Origin of the sequence: Clavibacter tessellarius (assembly GCF_001618005.1) — a bacterium.
Taxonomy (GTDB): Bacteria; Actinomycetota; Actinomycetes; order Actinomycetales; family Microbacteriaceae; genus Clavibacter; species Clavibacter tessellarius_A.
In genome coordinates, this window is sequence record NZ_LQXA01000013.1 from 82,879 (window position 1) to 104,754 (window position 21,876).

Consider the following 21,876-nt stretch of genomic DNA (forward strand, 5'->3'; position numbering starts at 1 on the left):
CGGCTAGCGCCCGCGACGGGCGGGGCGCGCCGAGGCCGACCAGCTCGATCCACCGGCGAGGCGGGCCGATCTCGCGCGCCTCACCGGGTGAGGCGCACCGTGTCCTGGAAGAGCTCGACGATGTTGTACATGAGGCGCACCGAGTTGATGGGGACCAGACGGACGCGCCCGACCGAGGTCGGCTCCGGGCGCAACCAGCCGACGTCCCCCGTGCGGATCTGCTCCGCCTTCTTCGCGAGCGCCGGCGAGACGACCGCGTAGCGCGTCCACTCCCCCGCCGCCCAGGCGCGTCTCGTGACCCAGCTCGCGTCTGCCGGCACCGCGGGCTCCTGCCCGGGCGCGGCATCGACGCGGCGCTGGATGAGGTCGGCGTCGTGCTCGTCGACCTCGTCCCCGTGGGCGAGCGACCAGGCGGGTCCCAGGCGCAGCCACGAGGTGAGGAGCCCGAGCGAGACGGACCGCGTGGTGCGGTGGAGGGACACGACCGTCGACCCGGCGTCGTCGATCCGCTGCGCCGCGACGAGCGCGTCGGCTCCCGCGTACCAGCTGTTGAAGGTCGTGTGGCGACCCCCGGTGTCTGCCGTGGCGCCGAAGAGCGTCTTCGCCTGGGACCGCACCGCGAGCAGCGACTCCCCCTCGGGCGTCATGCCGCCGGAGGCGGAGACCAGGCCGAGCTCGCGGAGCTCGACCATCTGCGCGGAGCCGCTGTCGACACGCGCGAACACCCCGCGGGTGCGGAGGGTCGCGAGCTGCTCCCAGGCGGCAGCGCTCATGGTCAGCTCGCTCGGGGGGAAGGGCTGGGATGCGCCGACGCCGGTGAGCAGCTCGAGCTGCACGCCGTGACCGATGCGTTCCATGGCCGCGAGGTCGAGCGGTGTCCCGGTCATGCGTGCACCCTCATCTCGGTCGAGCTGGCGATCATGTTGAACATCTCGTCGTACGCCAGGAGATCGACCACGTCGCAGCTCCCCGTGACCTCGATCGAGCGCGACCCGGTCGAGAACACGTACTGGGCGACCGCCACGCACACGCCGGACGCCTCGTAGAGGTAGTGCACGACGCGGCCCATGGCGTCGTCGCGGTTCCACTCCATGTCGGAGTAGACGTGCGACCAGCCGGAGTACGCGTGCGCCTGGGCGATGCAGCGGGCGCCGAGCTCGACGATCGTCTCGGTCGACTCCCGCACGAGGACCACGGCGTTCGCTCGGAAGGTGGCGTCCTTCCTCTGCGGTTCGGCGATGACGACCACGCGGTCGTCGCCCGTCTCGAGGATCTCCCACGTGGTGGGCATCCCCATCGTGATCAGTGGTGCTTCGACGGGTATCCAGTTCGTCGTCATGTGCGCTCTTCCCGTCTATTCGTCATCTCGGCATCAGTGGTCACGAGTCCGCCTTATCCATCGCAGATCCGGCGATGTCCCCTCCGATCTCGCCGCCGATGGCCCCGCCGAGGACGCCGCCGACGAACCCGCCGATCAAGCCCCCTCCGAGCGGGAATATCGCCTCCCCGACAGCGATGCCCACAGCCTGCCCGACGCCAGAGCCGATTTCTGCGCCCACGGCAGCGCCGGCGGTCTTCACAACAGCGTGTAGACCCGCACGGGCCACACGCGTCCCCTCATTCCAATCGGGATGCCGTGCCTCGTCTTTGCTCATCTCGTCCGCGAAGGTGGTCACGCCGGATACGACGGTCCCCGCTACCCCCAGCCTTCGACCCCAATCGCCAGCCGTGCTCTCAACGGCATGGTCAGGCCCCCCCGCCGAAGGGGTTCAACGCCTTCACCACGTCGCGACCCAATTGCTTCAGGTCGGGCGGCGAGACCTTGAACAGCGCCTGACCGGAGGCCTTCGCCTCCAGGATGGCTTGGAAGGTGGGCTTGATCTCCGTCGACACGTAGAGACCCTTCGTCACGATCCCCTGCCCGAAGACCACACGGGGATCGTCCATTACCATGCCGACCTGCTGAGCGGCGTTGGTCACCTGCGTCTCGGTATCCCGGCCCAGTTTGACCAGCGCGATGGCGCAGTCCACGTCCGCCTGCTCCACCGCTTCGTTGAATTGCGTCACGCGCGCATCGAGGTCGAATTGCTGCTGGAGCGGCTTCGAGCGATAGCTGTCGCTAGCCGGTGTCCCTGCGGACGCAGCGGGGACGGGGCCAGCCAGCAGCATGAGATCCAACAAGGCATGTTCCTCGACGAGAGCACTCCTTCGCCTCTCCAGGTCGGCGAGAGCCGAGGCGTAGTCATTCAGCGCCTTCTTCACAGCGGCTGCGTCCTGACCTATCGTCGACGAGAGAGTCGTGGGGCCGGACAGGGCGCTGAAAGCGTGATCGGAGTCGGGCGTCTCGAACACGTCGGCTACGGACAACCGAGACCAGGCCCCCTTCACCGTGTTCATGACGTCGTCCACCGCCGGACCGAGCTTGTCGAAGCCCGCGGCTGCTGACTCGATTGCGGCCGAGCTCGGCACAATTGCGATGTCGGGGCGGGTCACCGTCCTATCCCCTCTGCGGAGTGGGACGCCATCTCCTCGTCTCCCTGGACATACGCATCGAGGGCGAGCTTCGTCTGGTCGGCCGCCTGCTCGACGCCACTCCTGACCTTCTGGATCTGCGAGAGGAAGGGGTTGCGGGCGAGCCTCGCGAGCGCGGCCGCGGTCTTCGGCCCCGCGATCGCTGAGGCCGCGTCGATCGCCGCCTGAGCAGCCGTCGCCACATCATCCAGACCCGAGATGCCCATCTTGGCGTCGGCGATGGCTGACCCCGCGGCTGCGGGGTCGATGCGCCAGCCGTTGCCGCTCACTGGCGGCGTCATGCCGTCACCCCCTGCTGGCGCACGCCACCGGGCCGAAGGAGCGCACGCGCGACTGGTGGGAGCGTTGGGGCAGCTGATGGACGTTCACCAGGGGCCGGCCGCTCGGCGCCGCGCGGCGCGCGCGCTGGACTGCAGCGCAGGCGACGCGCCTGGCGACGGGAGCAGGGTTCGTGAACGTTCCGATGCGGACGGTGACATGCGATGGATCGAGCGTGGAGGACACGGGCAGATCCCCACAGGTGTTAGAAATCCGCGCGCCTATTCCCCGCAGGTGCGTCAGAGCCCGATGCTCATGTGTTCAGCGGCCGGATGCCCGGACGCAGCGATGAACCCGCGTGCGGTCTAGCCCCGAGATCCTCGCCAACTGGACCGCGCGACCGGAGCTTCCGGGCTGAGACTCATGAAGAGCGCGCCCAGCAGCGCGCTACCTGCGGAACAGGAGACCCCCGGGCCGGGAGAGGCTGTCGCCGACGAGAGGTGAGGAGCGGAGAGCGCGGCGACCAGGACAGGAGCGACGACGCGCAAAGCGTGCATCCGCGTCGAATTCCGATGTCCGAGCGCGAACACCATCCGCCGACCGAGCGCCGTCACACCCGAGTCACGAATGCGCGTCCTCGCCGGACTTGCATTCGCGAGCCTCACCGTTCGGTGGCGTCGGGCGGGAGGCCGCGTCCGCGGCGCCGTCCGACGGACCCACGTGACTGGCCGGGGCCTCGCGTACCGCCCCTCCGACGACCCCGCCCAGCCGCGACGCCGCCGCGAATCCCTTCTCCTCGCCGCCGCCGAGATCCTCACCGAGCGGGCCACTCAACGGCGGCGTGCCTTTCTCCGCCACGGAGGCGACGATCCTCTTCCGCGACGCTCCGGGGTCCAGCCCCATCTGGACCTTGTACCACCGCGGCAGGAACGGACGCGGCAACCAGGCCATCCCCACAAAGCTGAGGCCCGCGAACGCGAGACCCGCGTACAACACGGGATCAGAGACCGGCTGCGGCAGAACTCCTCCCACGCCGGTCACCAAAAACCCCACGCCCATCCAGCCGAACGCCACAGGCAATACCCGGTAGATCCGGAACCTCCCTGCCCACCCCCGCCAGACGCCGGAGAAGGCCAGAGCCCCGATTGCGGCGAAGATCCCGCCCACGACGAAGAAAATCACGAAGTCGGAGGGGTCACGGTGCCCATCAGCGACCACCGCGCCAGCCGCGGCGCTGGAGGACAAGGGATGCGCGACGAGCAAGACGAGTGACTTCACCCGCGAAGCCTTCCATCCCTTCGGGGTTCGTGCGTGCGACCGTGCACACCCTTCTCCGCGTCACCGCCGAGAACCTCCCCGAGCGGCCCCCGCGACGGAGGATGCCCCATCCTGGACCCGGAGATGGCGGCCTTCTTCCGCGTCGAGCCGCACTCCAATCCCATCTGGGCGATGTACCACCGCGGCAGGAACGGACGCGGCAACCACACCATGCCCAGCAGGCTCAGACCCGCGAACCCCAGAGCAGGGAACACCACGAAATCGGACAACGGCTCCGGCAAGCCCCCCCCCACACCGCTCAGATCGCCCGCGGCGGTCGGCGCGGCGGGAGGGCGGGTCAGCGCCGCCCGCCGCGCAGCAGCGCCTCCCGGTGGTCGGTGACCGCCCGCAGCAGCCGCCGCTCGTCGTCGAGGTGCCCCGCCTCGGAGCGGCCGGATGCCGCGGGCCGCTCGGAGAGCATCCGCTGCCGCGCGAAGGCGAGCCGCGTCGCGTCGCGCGTGAAGAGGCTCATGGCCCGGCCGGCGTCGCCGCCGCGGGTGCGCGCCCACAGCCGCGCGCGGCGCCGGCCCTGCCAGGTGCTCAGCATCTCGACCTCGGCGGGCGTGAACCAGCCGACGGCCGCGTACTCGCGGAGGCGGCGGCGGGTGAGGTGGATCTCGTACCGGCGCAGCAGGATCACGACCGCCACGAGGAAGGCGAAGATCGGCACCTGGAGAAGCACGTAGAAGGAGAGGAAGTCGCCCGTGATGGTGACGCCCGTGTTCCAGAGCGCGTGCAGCACGATGGCGCCGACCAGCCCGATCGCGCCGAAGCCGAGGGCGGCGCCCTGGCCGCGGCGGGCGCCGTAGCCGATGGCGATGCCGGTGATCATGGTGAAGGTCACGTGGGCGAACGGCGAGAACAGGCCGCGCATGACGAAGGTGCCCACGAGGGTGCCGGTCGTGCCGGAGACGAGCGGGCCGCCGAAGTACACGATGTTCTCCGTGAAGGCGAAGCCGGCCGCGATGGTGGCGCCGTAGACGACGCCGTCGACCGGCCCGTCGAAGTGGCGGCGGGCCACCCAGAAGATGAGGAGCAGGCCGACGGCCTTCGCCGACTCCTCCACGAGCGGCGCCTGCACCGACAGCTGCAGGAACTCCGTATAGCGCGTGGGCACGCCGATCGCCAGGCGCGCGTACTGCGCGACGAGGTCGAAGACGAGCGCGATGGCGACCGACGCGGCGGCGCCCCAGAGCAGCGCGAACAGGAGCGCGAGGCGCGGCTCGGGCTCCCAGCGGTCGACCCAGCGGATCGCGAGCAGCACGCCGGCGAGCGGGACGAGGGCGAGGAGGGCGCAGATCGCGACGGCCTGGATCCCGAGGCTCAGCACGAGGTAGGCGGCGACGACGAAGCCGACGAGCAGCAGCACGGCCACGCCCACGACGCCGAGCAGAGCCGACGCGGTGATGCGGCGCGGCCCATGCGGCGCGGGGAGCTCCATGTGGCGCGGCAGCGAGGAGGGCGACGGGCGGTGGACGGTCACGGGGACGGACGGGTCGGTCACGACGGCCCTCTCTTCGGCGGATCGGCGTCGCCAGCCTACCGACGGGATCGGCGGCCGCCCGGGGCCACGACGCCCGCGGACATGCGGCCGTCGCGGGCTCGCGGATCTCGCGATCAGGCCGCCTTGCCGGGGTTGAGGATCCCCTGCGGGTCGAACACCCGGCGGATCCCGGCGGCCAGCCCCATGACGTCGTCGCCCAGCTCGTCGGCGAGCCAGCGCCGCTTGAGGAGGCCCACGCCGTGCTCCCCCGTGAGCGTGCCGCCGAGGTCGACGGCCGCGCGGAAGAGGAGGTCGGCCGCGCGCCAGACGTCGTCCGGGATGCCGGTCGCGTCGCCGTCGGGCGTGGTCGGGTCCTCCGGGATGCAGAAGTTCGGGTGGAGGTTGCCGTCGCCGGCGTGCGCGACGGTGGGGATGGCGAGGCCGGTCTCCCGCTCGATCTCGCGGATCCGCGTGAGCATGTCGGCGAGGCGCGACCGCGGCACGGCCACGTCCTCGATGAGCACGCGTCCGCGGGCGGCGAGCGCCGGGTGGAACGCGCGGCGGATCGCGAGGAGGCGCTCGCCCTCGTCGGCGTCGTCGGTCACGTCGGCCGTGCCGCCGCCCGCGACGACGACCTCGACCACGCGCGCGGCCTCGTCGGCGGCGTCCGGGCCGTCGCAGCGGACGAGGAGGTGCGCGGATCCGCGGGAGGAGTGGTCGGTGCCGAGGAACGCGTCGATGGCCTCGAGCGCACCGGCGTCGATCAGCTCCATGGCGGCCGGGCGGATCCGGGCGGCCGTGATGGCGGATGACGCGGCCGCCGCCTGGGTCGCGTCGGGGAAGAAGGCGGCGACGGTCGACGGCGTCGCGGTCGGCAGGGGTCGGAGGCGCACGGTCGCGCGGACGATGACGCCGAGCGTGCCCTCCGAGCCGATCATCAGCGCCGTGAGGTCGTAGCCCGTGACGCCCTTCACGGTGCGGTGCCCGGTCTCGATGACGCGGCCGTCGGCGAGCACGACCGTGAGGGCGAGCACCGCCTCACGCGTCACGCCGTACTTGGCGCAGAGCAGGCCGCCGGCGTTGGTGGCGATGTTGCCGCCGATGGTGGAGATGGCCTTGCTCGCGGGATCCGGCGAGTACCAGAGGCCGAGCGGGGCCAGCCGGGCGTTGAGGTCGTCGTTGAGGACGCCGGGCTCCACGACGGCGAGCTCGTCGGCCTCGCTCACCTCGAGGATCCGGTCCATGCCCCGCACCGACAGCACGATCTCGCCCGCGGTGGCCGTCGCCCCGCCCGCGAGGCCCGTCCCTGCGCCGCGCGTGACGACGGACGTGCCGGTGGCGCTCGCGATGCGGAGGGTCGCGACGACGTGGTCCACCTCCGTCGCGCGGACGACGGCGATCGGATCCGCGGGGCTGCGGTAGCCCGACCGGTCGGAGCGCGCCTCCTCGAGGGACGCGGCGTCGGTGACGACGACGTCGCCGAGGGCGGCGACGAGCTCGGCGCGGACGGCGTCTGCGGGCGCCGACTCGGACGCAGGGGCGGTGCGGATCACGGCGTCGTCGATCATGCGATCCACCCTAGGTCGCGCGCCGGCCGCGGTCGGCGGCGTCGGGCAGGCTGGGCGCATGGACTCCCCCGGCGCCGCCGCGCCCGCCGCCGCCCGCGGACCGGTCGCGCCGGCGCACGTCGCCCGCACGACGATCGCCGTGCCCGCGCCCTTCGACGGTGGCGGCGTGATCCGCTTCCTCTCCTGGCACGCCGTCGCGGGCGCCGAGGAGGGCGACGACACGTCGTTCACGCAGTCGGCCCGGCTCGCGCACGGCTCGGGGACGGTGACGGTGCGGCTGCTCGACGCCGAGCCGCGCGACGACGCGACCGACGCGACCACCCGCCTGGACGTGACCACCCGCGTCGAGCATCCGGCCGACGCCGCCGAGCTCCTTGCCGGAACGCGCCGCCTCCTCGGCCTCGACGTGGACTCCGCACGCATCGACGCCGACCTCGCCCGCGACCCGGCGCTCGCCGCGGCCGTCCGCGCGACGCCCGGCCTCCGCATCCCCGGCACGCTGGATCCGCGCTCCACCCTGTTCCGCACCATCGTCGGCCAGCAGATCTCCGTCGCCAGCGCCCGCGCCACCCACGGCCGCATGACGGCGGACCTCGGCGAGGACCTGCCCGCGTCGGTGGCGCACGGATCCGTCACGCGCCTCATGCCGTCGGCCGCCCGCATCGCGCGCGACGGCGCGGAGCTCCTGCGCGGACCCGCGCGGCGCACGGCGACGCTGATCCGACTCGCCGAGGCCCTCGAGACGGGAGAGCTGGTGATCGCGCACGGCATGCCGCGCGCCGAGCTCCGGGCCGCCCTCGTCGCGTTCCATGGCGTGGGCCCCTGGACCGCCGACTACGTCGCGATGCGCGCGCTCGGCTCCCCCGACGTGCTCCTGTCGGGCGACCTCATCGTCCGCCGCGGCGCGGCCGCCCTCGGCCTGCCCGACGAGGCACGCGCCCTCGACGCGCGCGCGGCCGCGTGGTCGCCGTGGCGCTCCTACGCGACCCTGCACCTCTGGCGCGTCATGACCGACGGGATGCCGGCGGCGGGCTGATCGCCCGATCCGTCAGCGTGCGCGACGGCGGCCCGACGCCCCCAGCCCGCCGATGACGACGAGGAGCACGAGGGCCATCGCGATGACGCTCCCGATCGCGACGACGGATGCGCCGCCAGCCGCCAGACCTGCGGCGAGCGCTCCGAGCGACGCGACCAGCGCCCCCAGGAGCACGATGAGGATCGTTCGGGATGCGCTCTTCGCGTCGGACATGCGGCTCCTCGTGGCGTCGTCGCCGCGTGCGGGGCAGCGGTCGCCTCCACCGTATGCCCGGCAGTGCCCGGCCGCTCCCCGGTCGCTCCCCGGTCGCAGGGTCCCCCACCGCGTGCTGTGCCTAGGCGCTCTTCCTCTCGGCGGACTTCCTCGGGGCGGACTTCGCCGCCTGGGACTTCTTCGGAACGGACTTCGCCGCCTGGGACTTCTTCGCGGCGGGCTCCTTGGCGGCGGGCTCCTCGGCCGCGGACTTCTTCGCGGCGGCCTGCTTCCCGCTGGATCCCTTCGCCGCCGGTTCCTTCGCGGCGGTCCCCTTCCCCGACGCCTTCGCGGCGGTCCCCTTCCCCGACGCCTTCGCCCCCGCCTTGCGCGCCGGCGCCTTCCCCCCGCCGGATCCCCCACCCCGGCTCCGCTCGATGCTCCGCTTGAGCGCGTCCATGAGGTCGAGCACCTCGCCGCCCGCGTCCTCCTCGTCGGAGTCACCCTCCCCGAAGGTCGCGTCGGTGTCGAGGGAGTCGCCCTGCGCGAGCTTCGCGTCGATGAGCACGCGCAGCTGCTCCTGGTACTCGTCGCTGAACCTCGACGGGTCGAAGTCCTCCGCGAACCCCTCCACGAGCTGCGCCGACATCTTGAGCTCCCGCGGCGAGACCTTGGGCGCGGCGTCGAGCGACGGGAAGTCGGCCTCGCGCACCTCGTCGTCCCAGAGCAGCGTCTGCAGCATGAGCACGTCGCCGCGCACCCGCAGCGCCGCGAGCCGGGTGCGCTGGCGGAGGGTCACGTGCACGATCGCCGTGCGGTCCGTCTCCTGCAGCGTCCGGCGCAGGAGCGCGTACGACTTCGGACTCGACGAATCCGGCTCCAGGAAGTAGCTGCGGTCGAGCATCACCGGGTCCACCTGGTCGCTCGGCACGAACTCGACGACGTCGATCTCCCTGCTCTTCTCCTCGGGCAGCGCGGAGAGGTCCTCCTCCGTGATCACGACCGTGCGGTCGCCGTCGTCGAAGGCCTTGTCGATGTGGGCGTAGTCGACGACCTTGCCGCACACCTCGCAGCGGCGCTGGTAGCGGATCCGCCCGCCGTCGGCGTCGTGCACCTGGTGCAGCGGGACGTCGTGGTCCTGCGTCGCGCTGTAGACCTTCACGGGCACGTTGACGAGGCCGAAGGTGACGGCGCCCTTCCAGATGGCTCTCATGGGTCGAGTGAACACCCGCGGGGCCATGCTGGAGCGATGGCGGGCGCGAAGCAGCAGGTGGAGGTCGAGGGGCGGCGGATCACGCTGTCGAACCTCGACAAGGTGCTGTACCCCGCGACGGGCACGACCAAGGGCGACGTGATCGCGTACTACGCCGCCATCGCGCCGCACATGCTCCCGCACCTCCGCGACCGGCCCGTGACCCGCAAGCGCTGGGTCGACGGCGTCGGCACCGACGAGCACCCGGGGAAGATGTTCTTCCAGAAGGACCTCGACGCGCACACGCCCGAGTGGGTGCTGCGGCGGGCGATCCAGCACCGCGACCACCAGAACGACTACCCGCTGGCGAACGACGTGGCGACCCTCACCTGGCTCGGCCAGATCGCCGCGCTCGAGCTGCACGTGCCCCAGTGGCGGTTCGGCCGCACGGGCGACGAGCGACGGCCCGACCGCCTGGTGCTCGACCTCGACCCGGGTCCCGGCGCCGGCCTCCCCGAGTGCGTGGAGGTCGCGAAGGCGGCCCGCGCGATCCTCCGCGACATGGGCCTCGAGCCCCACCCGGTGACGAGCGGATCCAAGGGCATCCACCTCTACGCCGCGCTCGACGGCAGCCACGACGCCTCTCACGTCTCCGAGGTCGCGCACGAGCTCGCCCGCGCGCTCGAGGCCGACCACCCGGATCTCGTCGTCAGCGACATGAAGAAGGCGCTGCGGACCGGCAAGGTGCTCGTCGACTGGAGCCAGAACAACCCCGCCAAGACGACGATCGCGCCGTACTCGCTGCGGGGGCGCTCCCGGCCGACCGTCGCGGTGCCGCGCACCTGGCGGGAGCTCGCGTCGCCGGGCCTGCGGCACCTGGAGATGGACGAGGTGATCGCGCGGATGCGGAGGCGCCGGGATCCGCTCGCCCCCGTCGAGGAGGGCCACCGCGAGAGCCTGGAGCCGACGCCCGAGCGGCTCGCGTCCTTCGCGCGGAAGGAGCCCGACGCCGCCGACGACCGGCTCGCGACGTACCGCGCCAAGCGCGATGCCACCAAGACGAGCGAGCCTGTCCCCGCCGACGCGCCCGCCCCGTCCGAGGGCCGCTCCTTCGTGATCCAGGAGCACCACGCCCGCGCGCTGCACTGGGACTTCCGGCTGGAGCACGACGGCGTGCTGGTGAGCTGGGCCCTCCCCAAGGGCGTGCCCACGGAGCACGGCACGAACCACCTGGCGGTGCAGACCGAGGACCACCCCGTCGAGTACGGGTCCTTCGAGGGCACCATCCCCGCGGGCGAGTACGGCGGCGGCGAGGTGACCATCTGGGACGCGGGCACCTACGAGCTGGAGAAGTGGCGCGACGGCGAGGAGGTCATCGCGACGCTGCACGGCCGGGGCGCGGGCACCGGCATCGACGGGCCGCGGCGGTACGCGCTCATCCACACGGGCAGGCACGGCAAGGCCGACGCGAACTGGCTGATCCACCTGATGGAGCCCGCCGGCGCGCCCGCGAAGGCGCCCGGGAAGCAGGCACGGGCCGCGGGGCTCGAGAAGGCGGCGGGCCGCACGCGCGTCGGCGCGCGACGGAAGGGGGGCACCGCGTCCGCCCCCGCGCCCATGCTCGCGACCGCGGCGACCGGCGCCGGTCTCGACCCCGACGAGGAGTGGGCCGTCGAGATGAAGTGGGACGGCTACCGCGCGATCGCCGTCGTCGCGGACGGCCGCGCCACGATCACGAGCCGCAACGGCGTCGACCTCACGGCCGCCTTCCCCGAGCTCGCCGAGCTGCCCGACGCGCTCGACGTCGACGACGCGGTGCTCGACGGCGAGATCGTCGTGCTGGGCGAGGGCGGCCGCCCCGACTTCGGCCTCCTGCAGACGCGCCTCGGCCTCACGGGAGAGAAGGAGGTCGCCCGCGCCCGGAAGGCCGCGCCCGTGCACCTCATGCTGTTCGACGCGCTCGCGATCGGCGACCGCGTGCTCGTGGAGGAGCCGTACCGCGAGCGCCGCGCCGCCCTCCTCGACGCCATGCGGTCGCCGGGCCGCGGCCGGATCCAGGTCCCGCCCGCGTTCGACGGCGACCTCGACGGAGCGCTCGCCACCAGCCGCGAGCTCGGCCTCGAGGGCGTCGTCGCCAAGCGCGTCGACGCGCCCTACGAGTCGGGCCGTCGCTCCAGCGCCTGGGTGAAGGTCAAGCACCACCGGGCGCAGGAGGTCGTGGTCGGCGGCTGGCGGCCCGGATCCGGCAGCCGCGCGTCCGGCATCGGCTCGCTGCTCGTCGGCGTCCCCGGCCCCGACGGCCTGGCGTACGCGGGCCGCGTGGGCACGGGGTTCACCGAGCGGGACCTCGCCGACGCCCTCCGCCGCTTCCGCCCGCTCGCCCGGAAGACGAGCCCGTTCGCCGACGTGCCGGCCGCCGATGCCCGCGACGCGCACTGGATCACGCCGCGCCTCGTCGGCGAGGTCGAGTTCGCCGAGTGGACCTCCACCGGCCGCCTCCGCCAGGCGTCGTGGCGCGGCTGGCGGCACGACAAGTCGCCCGACGAGGTCGTCCGCGAGGACTGATCCGCGCACGGGCGGGCGCGTGCACGCGGGGTGGACGGTCCATGCACGTTATGACCGCAACCGCGCCCGTCCGCGCGCGCCCGATACGCTCGGGGTCATGAAGTTCGCCCACCTGCTCGCCGACGACGGCGTGACCCCCCGACTGGCCGCGATCGTCTCGGAGGGCCAGGCGCTCTTCCTCGATGAGGTGCTCGACGACTCGCCCCGCGACCTCCAGGACCTCATCGAGCGCGGCGACGACGAGATGGCCCGCGTGCGCGCCACCGTCGAGCGCGCCGTCGCGAGCCGCACCAGCACCACGCCGGTCGACGGCCTCACGCACGCGTCCGCCGTGCTCCGCCCGCCGGCCGTCTACGCCGTGGGCCTCAACTACTCCGCGCACGCCGAGGAGCTCAACATCACGAGCGCCTCCGCCCCCACCGTCTTCGCGCTCTGGCCGAACTCGCTCGCGGGCCACGAGGGCACCACCAGCTGGCCGCGCTCGCTCAGCGAGGAGGTCGACTACGAGGTCGAGCTCGGCGTCGTCATCGGCCGCGCCGCCCGCGACGTGTCCGAGGCCGACGCGCTCGACCACGTCTTCGGCTACACGGTCGTCAACGACATCACGGCCCGCAACCTCCAGTTCTCGGAGCAGCAGTGGAGCCGCTGCAAGAGCTTCGACGGCTTCTCCCCCACGGGTCCCGTCGTCGTCACGCGCGACGAGGTGCCGGATCCGCAGGACCTCCGCATCACGACGGTCCTCGACGGCGAGACGGTGCAGGACGGCAACACCCGCGGCATGGTCCGCACGGTCGCGCGTCTCGTCTCCTACCTCTCCACCTCGTCCACACTCCAGCCGGGCACGCTCATCTCCACGGGCACCACGAGCGGCGCCGGCTACTCTCGTGACCCGCAGATCTTCCTGAAGGACGGCAGCACGGTCACCGTCTCCGTCGAGGGCGTGGGCACGCTCACGACGCACACGCGCATCCTCTGACGCGACCCGGGCGGCCGGCGGATCCGCGCGTACGCTCGATCGCATGACCGACCGCGCGCAGGACCCCATCCACGACCACTCCATCCCGGAGGACGCCGACATCTCCGCGCCCGACGCGGCGGATCCCGAGACGGACGAACTGCACGACGCCACGGGCCGCCGGGACGACGCGGACGCGTAGCCCTCCCGGCCGACGCACGCCCGCCGCGTCTAGGCTCGACGCATGATCAACCGTCTCCTCTTCCTCGCCGGCATCGGCACCGGCTACGTCCTGGGCGCACGCGCCGGGCGCACGCGCTACGAGCGCATCGCCCGCACCTCGCGGTCCGTGTGGTCGAGCGAGCCCGTGCAGCGCGGCGTCCGCCAGGCCCAGACCGTGCTCGATGAGAAGGGGCCGGTCGTCGTCGAGCGCACGGTGGAGACCGCGCGCGAGGTCGCGGACTTCGTCGGTCACGCCGTGCAGGGCGCCGCGGTCGCCGTCGGCCGCACCGCGCACACCGTGGGCGAGCGGATCGGCGCCACCACGCAGGACATCGCGGGCCGCGTCGGCAGCACCACCCAGGACATCGCGGGCCGCGTCGGCAGCACTACCCAGGACATCGCGGGCCGCGTCGGCGACACGGCCAAGGACCTCGGCACCCGCACCGCCGGCCAGACCAAGCACGTCGTCGACCGCGTCGGCCAGCAGGCCACGGAGGTCGGCCACCGCGTCGCGGAGACCGCCGAGGACGTGCGCGACCGCGTCGTCGGGGGCGCCGAGGAGGCGCGGACGCGCGTCCAGGCGACGGCGGACGACCTGCGCGAGCGTGGCGAGGAGGCCGGCCGCCGTGCCGTCTTCACGGCCGCCGAGGCGCGCGACGAGGCGCTCGCGTCGTTCGACGACGAGGACGAGACGGGTCCCGTCGTGATCCCCGCCACCGGCGCCGCCCTCGCGGGCGAGCAGGACGCGTCGGCCGACGGCGCCGAGGACGAGGCCGACGAGGACCTCGACACGCTCGGCCCGGACGACCTGGGCGAGCCCGCCGACGCCGACGAGGAGCAGCCCACCGGGGGCGCTCCTGCCCCCGTGCCCGCGCCCGCGAAGCCGAAGGCGTCCGCGTCGGCGAAGAAGACCGCGCCGAAGCCGAAGGCGTCCCCGAAGCCGTCGGACGCCCCGCACGTCCCCACCCCGGCCGACATCGCCGGATCCGTGCACCGCGAGGAGCCCGCGCACCCCGCCCCCGCGGACGACGCGACCGGCACCACCGCGGCCCGCACCACGTCCGAACCGGACGCGTAGCGCCCGCCCCGCCGACCGACCCCGCGAGCGCGGCGGACGGGTACGTCGAGGCGTGGGCGACGGGTCAGTCGCGGCGTGCGCGACGGGTCAGGACGCCGGCGGGATGATGCCCACCGCGGGTGCCGCGCCCGCCTCGACCTCGGCGAGGAACAGGTCCGCCGCCTCCCTGTCGACCGGCGACTCCCCACCGCAGTACGCGCAGCTCACGACGCGGCGGATGAGGAACGGGAACACCGGGATGAAGAAGAGGGTGAACCACCGCGCGCGCCGCACCAGCCGCTGCGCCGCCTCGTGCCTGCACAGCAGGCACACGAAGAAGAGCTGGCCGAGGATGCGCACCATGCCCCGCGTCCCGAAGATGATCATGATCGATTCCCGTCCTGTCCCGGCGCCGCGGAGAGCGGATCGCCGGTCCAGAGTAGGGGCGCCCCGCGGCGGTGCGGGCCGGTCGCCGGCTGTGGTATGCGAGCCGACGCCGGGCTCGGCTCAGTTCAGGGCTCCGCCCTCCTCGGCCGCATGGGCCGCGAGCATCTCCGGCGTGATCACGGACATCGCCGCCGTCACGGGCTCGAGCCCGGAGAGCCGGTCGGGCGCGAGGATCTTCTCCACCTGGCTCCGCGTCATCAGCCCCGCCTCCACCACGAGGTCCGGGATCGAGGCGCTCGTCATGAGCGCCGTCTTGGCGAGGCTGGAGGAGGCCGCGTAGCCGATGTACGGCGTCAGCGCCGTGACGACGCCCACCGACGACTCCACCTGCGCGGCGAGCCGCTCGGTGTTGGCCGTGATCCCGTCGATGCAGTTCACCCGCAGCGTCTTCGCCGCGTTCCGCAGCCAGCTCAGCGACTGGAGCAGCGAGTGCGCGATGACCGGCTCGAACGCGTTGAGCTGCAGCTGCCCGCCCTCGGCCGCCATGGTCACCGTCACGTCGGCGCCCGCGATGGAGAACGCGACCTGGTTGACGACCTCGGGGATCACCGGGTTGACCTTGCCGGGCATGATGCTGGATCCCGCCTGCCGCGGCGGCAGGTTGATCTCGCCCAGCCCCGCCTGCGGCCCCGACGACAGCAGCCGCAGGTCGTTGCAGATCTTGGACAGCTTGATGGCGCCGCGCTTGAGCGTGGAGGACAGGGTCATGAAGACGCCCGCGTCGCTCGTCGCCTCGATGAGGTCGCTCGCGGTGACGAGCGTGTAGCCCGTGATGGCGCTGAGGTGCCCGCGCACGGCGGCCGCGTAGTTCGGGTCCGCGGTGATGCCCGTGCCGATCGCCGTCGCCCCGAGGTTGATCTCCGAGAGCAGCGGCACCAGCTCGCCGAGCCGCGCGTGGTCCTCGCCGAGCGTGGTGGCGAAGCCGTGGAACTCCTGGCCGAGCGTCATGGGCACGGCGTCCTGCAGCTGCGTGCGCCCCACCTTCAGCACCTGCGAGAACTGGGCGCCCTTGGCGAGGAACGACCGTCGCAGCAGGTCGAGCTCGTCGAGCGTCTGCAGCAGCGAGTGGATGAGCGCGACCTTGAGCGCGGTCGGGTACGTGTCGTTCGTCGACTGGCTGCGGTTCACGTCGTCGAGCGGGTGCATGTGCTGGTAGTCGCCGAGCGCGTGGCCCGCCTTCTCGAGGGCGCGGTTCGCGATGACCTCGTTGGTGTTCATGTTGGTGCTCGTGCCGGCGCCGCCCTGGATCACGCCGACCACGAACTGGTCGTGCAGGTGCCCCGCGATGATCTCGGAGCAGACCTCGTCGATCTGCTTGGCCTTCCGCGCGTCGAGCACGCCGATCTGCACGTTGGCGCGGGCCGCCGCCTGCTTCACCTGCGCGAGCGCGATGACGAACTCCGGGTAGACGCTCAACGGCCTGAGGCTGATGGGGAAGTTCTCGAGGGCCCGGGCCGTGTGGATGCCCCAGTAGGCGTCCGCGGGGACCTCGAGGCTCCCCAGGCTGTCGGTCTCGATGCGGACGGGGTGGCCGTCCGGGTGCGGGATGCGGTCGTCGTTCGGGCTCACTGGTGTCATGGGAGGCTCCATCGTCTCGTCGCTCGTGGCAGGAGGATCCCCCGACCCTACTAGCGGCGCGCGGCCCGCCCGAGGGCGCCCGGGCACGCGGATAGGCTCGGCGGATGCGCCGCTTCCTCGGGATCGACCTCGCCTGGGCGGAGGGCACCGCGACCCGCCAAGCGCGCGAGACGGGGCTCGCCTGCATCGACGCCTCCGGCCGGGTGCTCGACCTCGCCACCGCGCGCGGCATCGACGAGGTGGTCGCCTGGGTCGCCCGATGGGACGGACCCGGCGCGGTCGCCGCGGTCGACGGCCCGCTCGTCGTCGCCAACGCCACGGGCAGCCGCCTCGCCGAGAAGGAGGTCGCGTCGCGCTACGGCCGGTTCGGCATCTCGGCGTACCCGTCGAACAGGGGCCTGCCCGCCCAGGGCGCGGTCGCGCTCCGGCGGCGGCTGGAGGACGCGGGCTGGGAGTACGACGACGGCTCCCCCGCCGATCGCGACGTCGACGCCCGCACGATGCTCGAGTGCTACCCGTACACGACGCTCGTCGGCGCCCCCGAGCTCGGCTTCGACGGGATGAAGCCGCGGTACAAGCGCCTCGCGCCGCTGCTCGCCACCGCCGAGCGCCGGCCCGCCCGCGCCGCCGAGTTCCGCGTCGTGCTCGACCGCGTCGCGGGGCTGGCGCAGGCGGATCCGCCCCTCGACGTGACGACGCACCCCGGCTCCGCGGCGCTCGTCGCTGACGGCCCGGCGCTCGTCGAGCGGCAGCACAAGCACCTCGAGGACCTGCTCGACGGGCTGATCTGCGCGTGGACCGCCGCGTACTGGGCACGGTACGGCACGACCCGCTCGCAGGTGCTCGGCGCGACCGACCCGGTGGTCGACGAGCTCGGGCGGCGCGGCACCATCATCGCGCCGGCACGGCCGCACCAGCGGGCGCCGCACGATCCGCTGCACGCGCCCGCGGTCTGAGCCGGACGGTGAGCCCGTCGGCTGAGCCCGTCGGCTGGGCCCGACGGGCCGCCGGACAGCCGGTGCGGATCAGCCCCGGCGCCGCCCGAAGCGCAGCTGGAGCACGAGGAGGAGGTTCTTCACGAGCGTGTCGCTCGGGATCTTCGACTCGCCCTCGGTGCGGTCCATGAACACGATGGCCACCTCGGTCGGCTGCGTCGCCTCGCGGAGCGCGCGCTGCTTCATCTCGATCTGGAAGCCGTAGCCCGTGGTCGTGATGGTGGACGGCCGGATCCGCCGCAGCAGCCCGGTCTCGTAGAGGTTGAAGCCGCCCGTGTAGTCGGTGATGCGGGAGCCGAGGAACAGTCGCGTGTAGAGGTTGCCGCCCACGCTGAGGAAGCGGCGCTTGAGGTCCCAGTCGGGCGTCGCGCCGCCGCGGATGTAGCGCGAGGCGACCACGAGGTCGGCGCCGCCGCGGACGCGGCGCAGCATCTCGGTGATGTAGGCCGGGTCGTGCGAGAGGTCGGCGTCCATCTGGAGGATGTGGGTGGGCGGCTCGTCGGATCCGAGCAGGAGCTCGAACGCCCAGATGTACGCGGCGCCGAGGCCGGCCTTCTCCGCGCGGGTCTCGACGCGCACCGAGAACGTGTCGGTCTCGACGCTCGCCGCGAGGTCGCGGACGAGGGCGGCGGTGCCGTCCGGCGAGGAGTCGTCGACGATCATGGCGGTGATCGCGAAGTCGCGGTTCTCCGCCGCCATGGCCGCGAGCCGGGGCAGCAGCTCCCCGACGTTGCGCGCCTCCTCGTAGGTGGGGATGACGATCGTGAGACTGCTCAAGCTGGTGGTTCCGTCTCCGAGTCGAGGGGTCGACCCGTTCTCGGGCCCCGACGAGTCTAGCCAGCCACCGCGCATCCGCCCGCGAGCCCCTGCGCGCGCCCGTTATGCGCTTGTTACACTCATCACGGCTCGGCGCCCTGACGCCGTGAGCGTCCGCCGAACCGAACGGCGACGACGCCGGATGCCGGGAGGACGCGCGTGACCAAGCTCCTCGCCGACCGCCGCGTCCGCTTCCTCATCGCCGGGCTCCTCAACACGGGGCTCGACTTCGTGCTGCTCAACTGCCTCATCCTCTTCGCCGGCATGCCCGTCCTCGCGGCGAACCTCGTGTCGGTCACGGTCGGCATCACCATCTCCTACTTCCTCAACCACTTCTTCGTGTTCCGCCACGGCGAGCCCGTCACGCTGGGGCGGTTCCTGCGGTTCCTCGCCATCACGGGGTTCAGCTCGCTGCTGCTGCAGAGCGGCGTCATCTGGCTGTTCGAGCAGGGCTTCGACACGACCTTCGGCCGGTCGCTCCTCACGTTCGGGACGATCGCGGAGATGGAGTTCCTCGAGGTCAACGTGGCCAAGGCCACGGCCGTGCTCATCGGCCTGGTGTGGAACTTCACGCTGTACCGGCTCGTCGTCTTCAAGACGTCGGCGACGGACGGCCACGACGCCGCCGGCCCCGCGGGCGCACCCGCCGTCGGCGGCACCCCTGCGGTCCGCGCCGGCGCCTCCGCCGACTGAGCCGCCTCCCGGCTAGAGCAGCTTCCCGACCTCGGTCACGAGCTGCTGAACGCCGAGCACCACGAACAGGAGCGCGGAGACGCCCATCACCGTGTTGCTGAGCGGACGGTTCCGCCACGCGCGCGGCGTCCGCTCGGTGTTGAGGAGCACGAGCAGGGTGATCGCGAGGAACGGCATGAACAGCGCGCCCAGCACGCCGTACGCGATGATCAACCCGATCGGCTGGTCGAGGAACAGCAGGCCGATGGGCGGGATCGTGAGCCACACGATGAACCCCCGGTAGTAGCTGCCGCCGAGGCGACGGCGCGGGTCCTCGACGTCGAGGCCGCGGACGTTCCCGAGGAAGTCCGCGAACATGAGCGAGACGCCGTTCCACACGCCGAGGATCGACGAGAACGACGTGGCGAAGAACCCGAGCAGGAAGAACCACGTCATGAAGGCGCCGTACCGCTCCCCCAGCACGTCGGCGAGCTGCACGAGCCCGCCCTCGCCGTCGGCCAGCGCGATGTCGGCCGAGTGGAGCAGCTCCGCGCCCACCACGAGCATGGAGAGCACGAAGACGCCGCTCATCACGTAGGCGACGGAGTTGTCGATGCGCATGACCTTCATCCAGCCGGGCGCGACCCAGCCCTTCTCGCGCAGCCAGTAGCCGTAGGCGGCGAGGGTGATGGTGCCGCCGACGCCGCCCGCGATGCTGAGCGCGACGACGAGGCCGCCCTCGGGGATCGTGGGGACGAGGCCGGTGAGGAGCGCCGGCACGTTCGGCACGGTCACGACGGCGGCGCCCACGACGGTGACGAACATCAGGCCGACGAAGACGGCGATGATCTTCTCGAACGCCGAGTACCGCCCGAACCAGACGACGACGGCGCCGACGAGGCCGCAGCCGATCGCGAAGACCTTGAGGTCGACGCCCGGGAAGAGCGCCGCGAGCGGGAGGGCCGAGGAGCTCATCGCGGCGGCGCCGTAGACGAGGCCCCAGATGAGGATGTACGGCCCGAAGTACCACGTGGTCCAGCAGCCGACGCTGCGCCAGCCCTCGAAGATGGTGCGGCCCGTCGCGAGCGAGTACCGGCCCGCGCCCTCCACGAGGAAGATCTTGATGATGACGCCGAGGACGGCGGCCCACAGCAGCGCGTAGCCGAAGCGGGAGCCGGCCACGAGGGTCGCGACGAGGTCGCCCGCGCCGATGCCCGTGGCGGCCACCACGAGGCCCGGGCCGATGATGCGCCAGCGCTTCGCCGACTCCTGGGGTTCGCGGACGTCGCCGCGCGTGTCGAGGTCGGTCATGAGCGGGCTCCCGTGCGTCGTCGAAAGGGGGTCCCGTCCCACCTTACGCACGGCTGGGCGCGTCGCGACGGCCGGGGCCGTCGCGACGCCCGCGGATCAGACGCCGAGCAGCTGCTCGATCGGCCCGCGCGCGAAGAACACCAGGAACCCGGCGGAGACGACCCAGAGGAGCGGCGACACCTCGCGCGCGCGACCGGAGAACGACCGCACGAGCACCCAGGAGAGGAAGCCGACGCCGATCCCGTTGGCGATCGAGTACGTGAGCGGCATGACCAGCACCGTGAGGAACACGGGCAGCGCCACGGAGAAGTCGGTCCAGGAGATGTCGCGGATCTGCGACGCCATGAGCGTGCCCACGATCACCAGCGCCGCGGCCGCGACCTCGAGCGGCACCACCTGCGTGAGCGGCGTGAAGAACATCGCGAGGAGGAACAGCACGCCCGTGACCATCGACGCGAGACCCGTGCGGGCGCCCTCGCCGATGCCCGAGGCCGACTCGATGAAGACCGTGTTCGACGAGCTCGACGTGGCGCCGCCGGCGACCGCGCCGAAGCCCTCGACGACCAGCGCGCCCTTGAGGCGGGGGAAGTCGCCGCGCTCGTCGGAGAGGTCGGCCGCCTTGGCGAGGCCCGTCATGGTGCCCATGGCGTCGAAGAAGTTCGTGAAGACCAGCGTGAAGACGAGCATGAGGCTCGAGATGATCCCGATGCGGCCGAAGGCGCCGAAGTCGAACGCGCCGACGAGGCCGAGGTCCGGCAGCGACACCGGGGCGCCCGGCAGCACGGGCGCGTTGAGGTTCCAGCCCGTGGCACCCGAGGTGTTCGACGGGCCGATGTGGAAGACCTGCTCCACCACGATGGCGATCAGCGTGGTCGCGACGATGCCGATGAGGAGCGCGCCCGGCACCCGGCGGGCCATGAGCACGCCCATGATCACGAGGCCGACGATGAACACGACCGTGGGCAGCGACGCGATGGAGCCGTCGATCCCGAGCGCGAGCGGCGAGGCCGGCACGCCCGTGCCGCGCACGAAGCCGGAGTCGACGAAGCCGATGAACGCGATGAACAGGCCGATGCCCACGGTGATGGCGGTCTTGAGCTCGCGCGGGACGGCCCGGAAGATCATCGTGCGGAGGCCCGTGGTGGCGAGCAGCACGATCACGAGGCCGTTGATGACGACCAGCCCCATCGCCTCCGACCAGGTGACCTGGCCGACCACGCTGACCGCGAGGAACGAGTTGATGCCGAGTCCCGCGGCGAACGCGAACGGCAGGCGCGCGACGAGTCCGAAGAGGATGGTCATGACGCCCGCGGTGAGGGCCGTCGCGGCGCCCACCTGCGTGGCGCGGAGCCAGTTCCCCTCGACGTCGAGCGTGGCCGCGTCCGCGCTGAAGCCGCCGAGGATCAGCGGGTTGAGCACCACGATGTACGCCATCGTCACGAAGGTGAGGACGCCGCCGCGCACCTCGCGGGCGTAGGTCGAGCCCCGCTTCGTGATCTCGAAGAACCGGTCGAGCGCACCGCGCGCTCCGGAGGTGTCGGGGGCGGGGGACGACGTGCGCGCTTCGGTCATGGCTTCTTCCGCGAGGGGTCGGGTCGGGCGACGGGGAGAGGAGAGGAGCCGACGACCTTGTCGGACGGGATCGAGCCTAGGGGCGGGCGCGCGGACGGGACCAGCCCG

Annotated in this window: 22 protein-coding genes; 8 read left to right on the plus strand and 14 right to left on the minus strand. The window is 72.5% G+C overall.

Annotation, left to right across the window (positions count from 1 at the left end):
• Positions 1–80 precede the first annotated feature (80 nt).
• Together AWH51_RS02625 and AWH51_RS02630 are read right to left on the minus strand one after the other, a co-directional pair.
• On the minus strand, positions 81–887 hold the full coding sequence (locus AWH51_RS02625) for a hypothetical protein (RefSeq protein ID WP_063070576.1): 807 nt from the start codon (positions 885–887) through the stop codon (positions 81–83).
• Entirely contained in the window at positions 884–1,291 is a 408-nt protein-coding gene (locus AWH51_RS02630) for a hypothetical protein (protein ID WP_063070577.1), read from the minus strand. Before AWH51_RS02630 ends, AWH51_RS02625 begins: the two co-directional genes overlap by 4 nt.
• Between AWH51_RS02630 and AWH51_RS16115 the strand changes: the two genes are divergently transcribed.
• On the plus strand, positions 1,281–1,592 hold the full coding sequence (locus AWH51_RS16115; RefSeq protein WP_136954251.1) for a hypothetical protein: 312 nt from the start codon (positions 1,281–1,283) through the stop codon (positions 1,590–1,592). The genes AWH51_RS02630 and AWH51_RS16115 overlap by 11 nt on opposite strands.
• A 154-nt stretch (positions 1,593–1,746) precedes the next feature.
• Here the strand turns inward: AWH51_RS16115 and AWH51_RS02640 are convergent, their stop codons facing one another.
• From AWH51_RS02640 to AWH51_RS02665, 5 genes are all read right to left on the minus strand, one after another.
• Complete coding sequence (locus tag AWH51_RS02640; RefSeq protein ID WP_063070579.1) at positions 1,747–2,493, minus strand: hypothetical protein; 747 nt, start codon at positions 2,491–2,493, stop codon at positions 1,747–1,749.
• On the minus strand, positions 2,490–2,813 hold the full coding sequence (locus tag AWH51_RS02645; protein WP_131798096.1) for a DUF6507 family protein: 324 nt from the start codon (positions 2,811–2,813) through the stop codon (positions 2,490–2,492). Before AWH51_RS02645 ends, AWH51_RS02640 begins: the two co-directional genes overlap by 4 nt.
• Positions 2,814–3,411: 598 nt before the next feature.
• On the minus strand, positions 3,412–4,068 hold the full coding sequence (locus AWH51_RS02650; protein ID WP_063070581.1) for a hypothetical protein: 657 nt from the start codon (positions 4,066–4,068) through the stop codon (positions 3,412–3,414).
• A 337-nt stretch (positions 4,069–4,405) separates the two neighbouring features.
• Entirely contained in the window at positions 4,406–5,611 is a 1,206-nt protein-coding gene (locus AWH51_RS02660; protein ID WP_063070583.1) for a PrsW family intramembrane metalloprotease, read from the minus strand.
• A gap of 113 nt (positions 5,612–5,724) precedes the next feature.
• Positions 5,725–7,158, minus strand: coding sequence for an FAD-binding oxidoreductase (locus AWH51_RS02665; RefSeq protein WP_063070584.1), 1,434 nt, complete (start codon positions 7,156–7,158; stop codon positions 5,725–5,727).
• Between the two features lie 58 nt (positions 7,159–7,216).
• Between AWH51_RS02665 and AWH51_RS02670 the strand changes: the two genes are divergently transcribed.
• The gene (locus tag AWH51_RS02670; RefSeq protein WP_063070585.1) at positions 7,217–8,194 is read left to right on the plus strand and encodes a DNA-3-methyladenine glycosylase family protein; all 978 of its coding nucleotides are present in this window, start codon (positions 7,217–7,219) and stop codon (positions 8,192–8,194) included.
• 12 nt (positions 8,195–8,206) lie between these two features.
• Here the strand turns inward: AWH51_RS02670 and AWH51_RS02675 are convergent, their stop codons facing one another.
• On the minus strand, positions 8,207–8,407 hold the full coding sequence (locus AWH51_RS02675) for a hypothetical protein (RefSeq protein WP_063070586.1): 201 nt from the start codon (positions 8,405–8,407) through the stop codon (positions 8,207–8,209).
• Positions 8,408–8,528: 121 nt separating this feature from the next.
• Positions 8,529–9,599 (minus strand): Ku protein, encoded by a 1,071-nt coding sequence (locus tag AWH51_RS02680; protein ID WP_063070587.1) that lies wholly within the window; start codon positions 9,597–9,599, stop codon positions 8,529–8,531.
• Between the two features lie 36 nt (positions 9,600–9,635).
• On the opposite strand from AWH51_RS02680, the gene AWH51_RS02685 reads away from it, so the two are divergent.
• The 4 genes from AWH51_RS02685 to AWH51_RS02695 all read left to right on the plus strand — a co-directional run bounded on the left by AWH51_RS02685 (position 9,636) and on the right by AWH51_RS02695 (position 14,398).
• Complete coding sequence (locus tag AWH51_RS02685) at positions 9,636–12,143, plus strand: ATP-dependent DNA ligase (RefSeq protein ID WP_063070588.1); 2,508 nt, start codon at positions 9,636–9,638, stop codon at positions 12,141–12,143.
• A gap of 97 nt (positions 12,144–12,240) precedes the next feature.
• Entirely contained in the window at positions 12,241–13,119 is an 879-nt protein-coding gene (locus AWH51_RS02690) for a fumarylacetoacetate hydrolase family protein (protein ID WP_063070589.1), read from the plus strand.
• A gap of 43 nt (positions 13,120–13,162) precedes the next feature.
• Complete coding sequence (locus AWH51_RS16165; RefSeq protein WP_165771393.1) at positions 13,163–13,300, plus strand: hypothetical protein; 138 nt, start codon at positions 13,163–13,165, stop codon at positions 13,298–13,300.
• Positions 13,301–13,342: 42 nt separating this feature from the next.
• Complete coding sequence (locus tag AWH51_RS02695; protein ID WP_063070590.1) at positions 13,343–14,398, plus strand: hypothetical protein; 1,056 nt, start codon at positions 13,343–13,345, stop codon at positions 14,396–14,398.
• Between the two features lie 87 nt (positions 14,399–14,485).
• Here the strand turns inward: AWH51_RS02695 and AWH51_RS02700 are convergent, their stop codons facing one another.
• Both AWH51_RS02700 and AWH51_RS02705 read right to left on the minus strand, forming a co-directional pair.
• Positions 14,486–14,764 (minus strand): zinc-ribbon domain-containing protein, encoded by a 279-nt coding sequence (locus AWH51_RS02700; RefSeq protein WP_063070591.1) that lies wholly within the window; start codon positions 14,762–14,764, stop codon positions 14,486–14,488.
• Positions 14,765–14,884: 120 nt separating this feature from the next.
• The gene (locus AWH51_RS02705) at positions 14,885–16,402 is read right to left on the minus strand and encodes an aspartate ammonia-lyase (RefSeq protein ID WP_063070592.1); all 1,518 of its coding nucleotides are present in this window, start codon (positions 16,400–16,402) and stop codon (positions 14,885–14,887) included.
• A gap of 104 nt (positions 16,403–16,506) precedes the next feature.
• On the opposite strand from AWH51_RS02705, the gene AWH51_RS02710 reads away from it, so the two are divergent.
• Positions 16,507–17,358, plus strand: coding sequence for a DUF429 domain-containing protein (locus AWH51_RS02710; RefSeq protein ID WP_063070593.1), 852 nt, complete (start codon positions 16,507–16,509; stop codon positions 17,356–17,358).
• 69 nt (positions 17,359–17,427) lie between these two features.
• Here AWH51_RS02710 and AWH51_RS02715 read toward each other — a convergent pair whose 3' ends face one another.
• Positions 17,428–18,174 (minus strand): polyprenol monophosphomannose synthase, encoded by a 747-nt coding sequence (locus tag AWH51_RS02715; protein WP_063070594.1) that lies wholly within the window; start codon positions 18,172–18,174, stop codon positions 17,428–17,430.
• A gap of 198 nt (positions 18,175–18,372) precedes the next feature.
• On the opposite strand from AWH51_RS02715, the gene AWH51_RS02720 reads away from it, so the two are divergent.
• Positions 18,373–18,906 (plus strand): GtrA family protein, encoded by a 534-nt coding sequence (locus tag AWH51_RS02720; protein WP_063070595.1) that lies wholly within the window; start codon positions 18,373–18,375, stop codon positions 18,904–18,906.
• Between the two features lie 12 nt (positions 18,907–18,918).
• Here the strand turns inward: AWH51_RS02720 and AWH51_RS02725 are convergent, their stop codons facing one another.
• Positions 18,919–20,196, minus strand: coding sequence for an Nramp family divalent metal transporter (locus AWH51_RS02725; RefSeq protein ID WP_063070596.1), 1,278 nt, complete (start codon positions 20,194–20,196; stop codon positions 18,919–18,921).
• A 96-nt stretch (positions 20,197–20,292) separates the two neighbouring features.
• On the minus strand, positions 20,293–21,768 hold the full coding sequence (locus AWH51_RS02730; protein WP_063070597.1) for an NCS2 family permease: 1,476 nt from the start codon (positions 21,766–21,768) through the stop codon (positions 20,293–20,295).
• Positions 21,769–21,876 lie beyond the last annotated feature (108 nt).

What these genes read in the sequence shown, in the direction of transcription:
- AWH51_RS02625 (WP_063070576.1), bottom strand. Translation starts at nt 887, where the DNA reads ATGACCGGGACACCGCTCGACCTCGCGGCCATGGAACGCATCGGTCAC.
- AWH51_RS02630 (WP_063070577.1), bottom strand. Translation starts at nt 1,291, where the DNA reads ATGCCCACCACGTGGGAGATCCTCGAGACGGGCGACGACCGCGTGGTC.
- AWH51_RS02645 (WP_131798096.1), bottom strand. Translation starts at nt 2,813, where the DNA reads ATGACGCCGCCAGTGAGCGGCAACGGCTGGCGCATCGACCCCGCAGCC.
- AWH51_RS02665 (WP_063070584.1), bottom strand. Translation starts at nt 7,158, where the DNA reads ATGATCGACGACGCCGTGATCCGCACCGCCCCTGCGTCCGAGTCGGCG.
- AWH51_RS02670 (WP_063070585.1), top strand. Translation starts at nt 7,217, where the DNA reads ATGGACTCCCCCGGCGCCGCCGCGCCCGCCGCCGCCCGCGGACCGGTC.
- AWH51_RS02675 (WP_063070586.1), bottom strand. Translation starts at nt 8,407, where the DNA reads ATGTCCGACGCGAAGAGCGCATCCCGAACGATCCTCATCGTGCTCCTG.
- AWH51_RS02680 (WP_063070587.1), bottom strand. Translation starts at nt 9,599, where the DNA reads ATGAGAGCCATCTGGAAGGGCGCCGTCACCTTCGGCCTCGTCAACGTG.
- AWH51_RS02685 (WP_063070588.1), top strand. Translation starts at nt 9,636, where the DNA reads ATGGCGGGCGCGAAGCAGCAGGTGGAGGTCGAGGGGCGGCGGATCACG.
- AWH51_RS02690 (WP_063070589.1), top strand. Translation starts at nt 12,241, where the DNA reads ATGAAGTTCGCCCACCTGCTCGCCGACGACGGCGTGACCCCCCGACTG.
- AWH51_RS16165 (WP_165771393.1), top strand. Translation starts at nt 13,163, where the DNA reads ATGACCGACCGCGCGCAGGACCCCATCCACGACCACTCCATCCCGGAG.
- AWH51_RS02695 (WP_063070590.1), top strand. Translation starts at nt 13,343, where the DNA reads ATGATCAACCGTCTCCTCTTCCTCGCCGGCATCGGCACCGGCTACGTC.
- AWH51_RS02700 (WP_063070591.1), bottom strand. Translation starts at nt 14,764, where the DNA reads ATGATCATCTTCGGGACGCGGGGCATGGTGCGCATCCTCGGCCAGCTC.
- AWH51_RS02705 (WP_063070592.1), bottom strand. Translation starts at nt 16,402, where the DNA reads ATGACACCAGTGAGCCCGAACGACGACCGCATCCCGCACCCGGACGGC.
- AWH51_RS02710 (WP_063070593.1), top strand. Translation starts at nt 16,507, where the DNA reads ATGCGCCGCTTCCTCGGGATCGACCTCGCCTGGGCGGAGGGCACCGCG.
- AWH51_RS02725 (WP_063070596.1), bottom strand. Translation starts at nt 20,196, where the DNA reads ATGACCGACCTCGACACGCGCGGCGACGTCCGCGAACCCCAGGAGTCG.
- AWH51_RS02730 (WP_063070597.1), bottom strand. Translation starts at nt 21,768, where the DNA reads ATGACCGAAGCGCGCACGTCGTCCCCCGCCCCCGACACCTCCGGAGCG.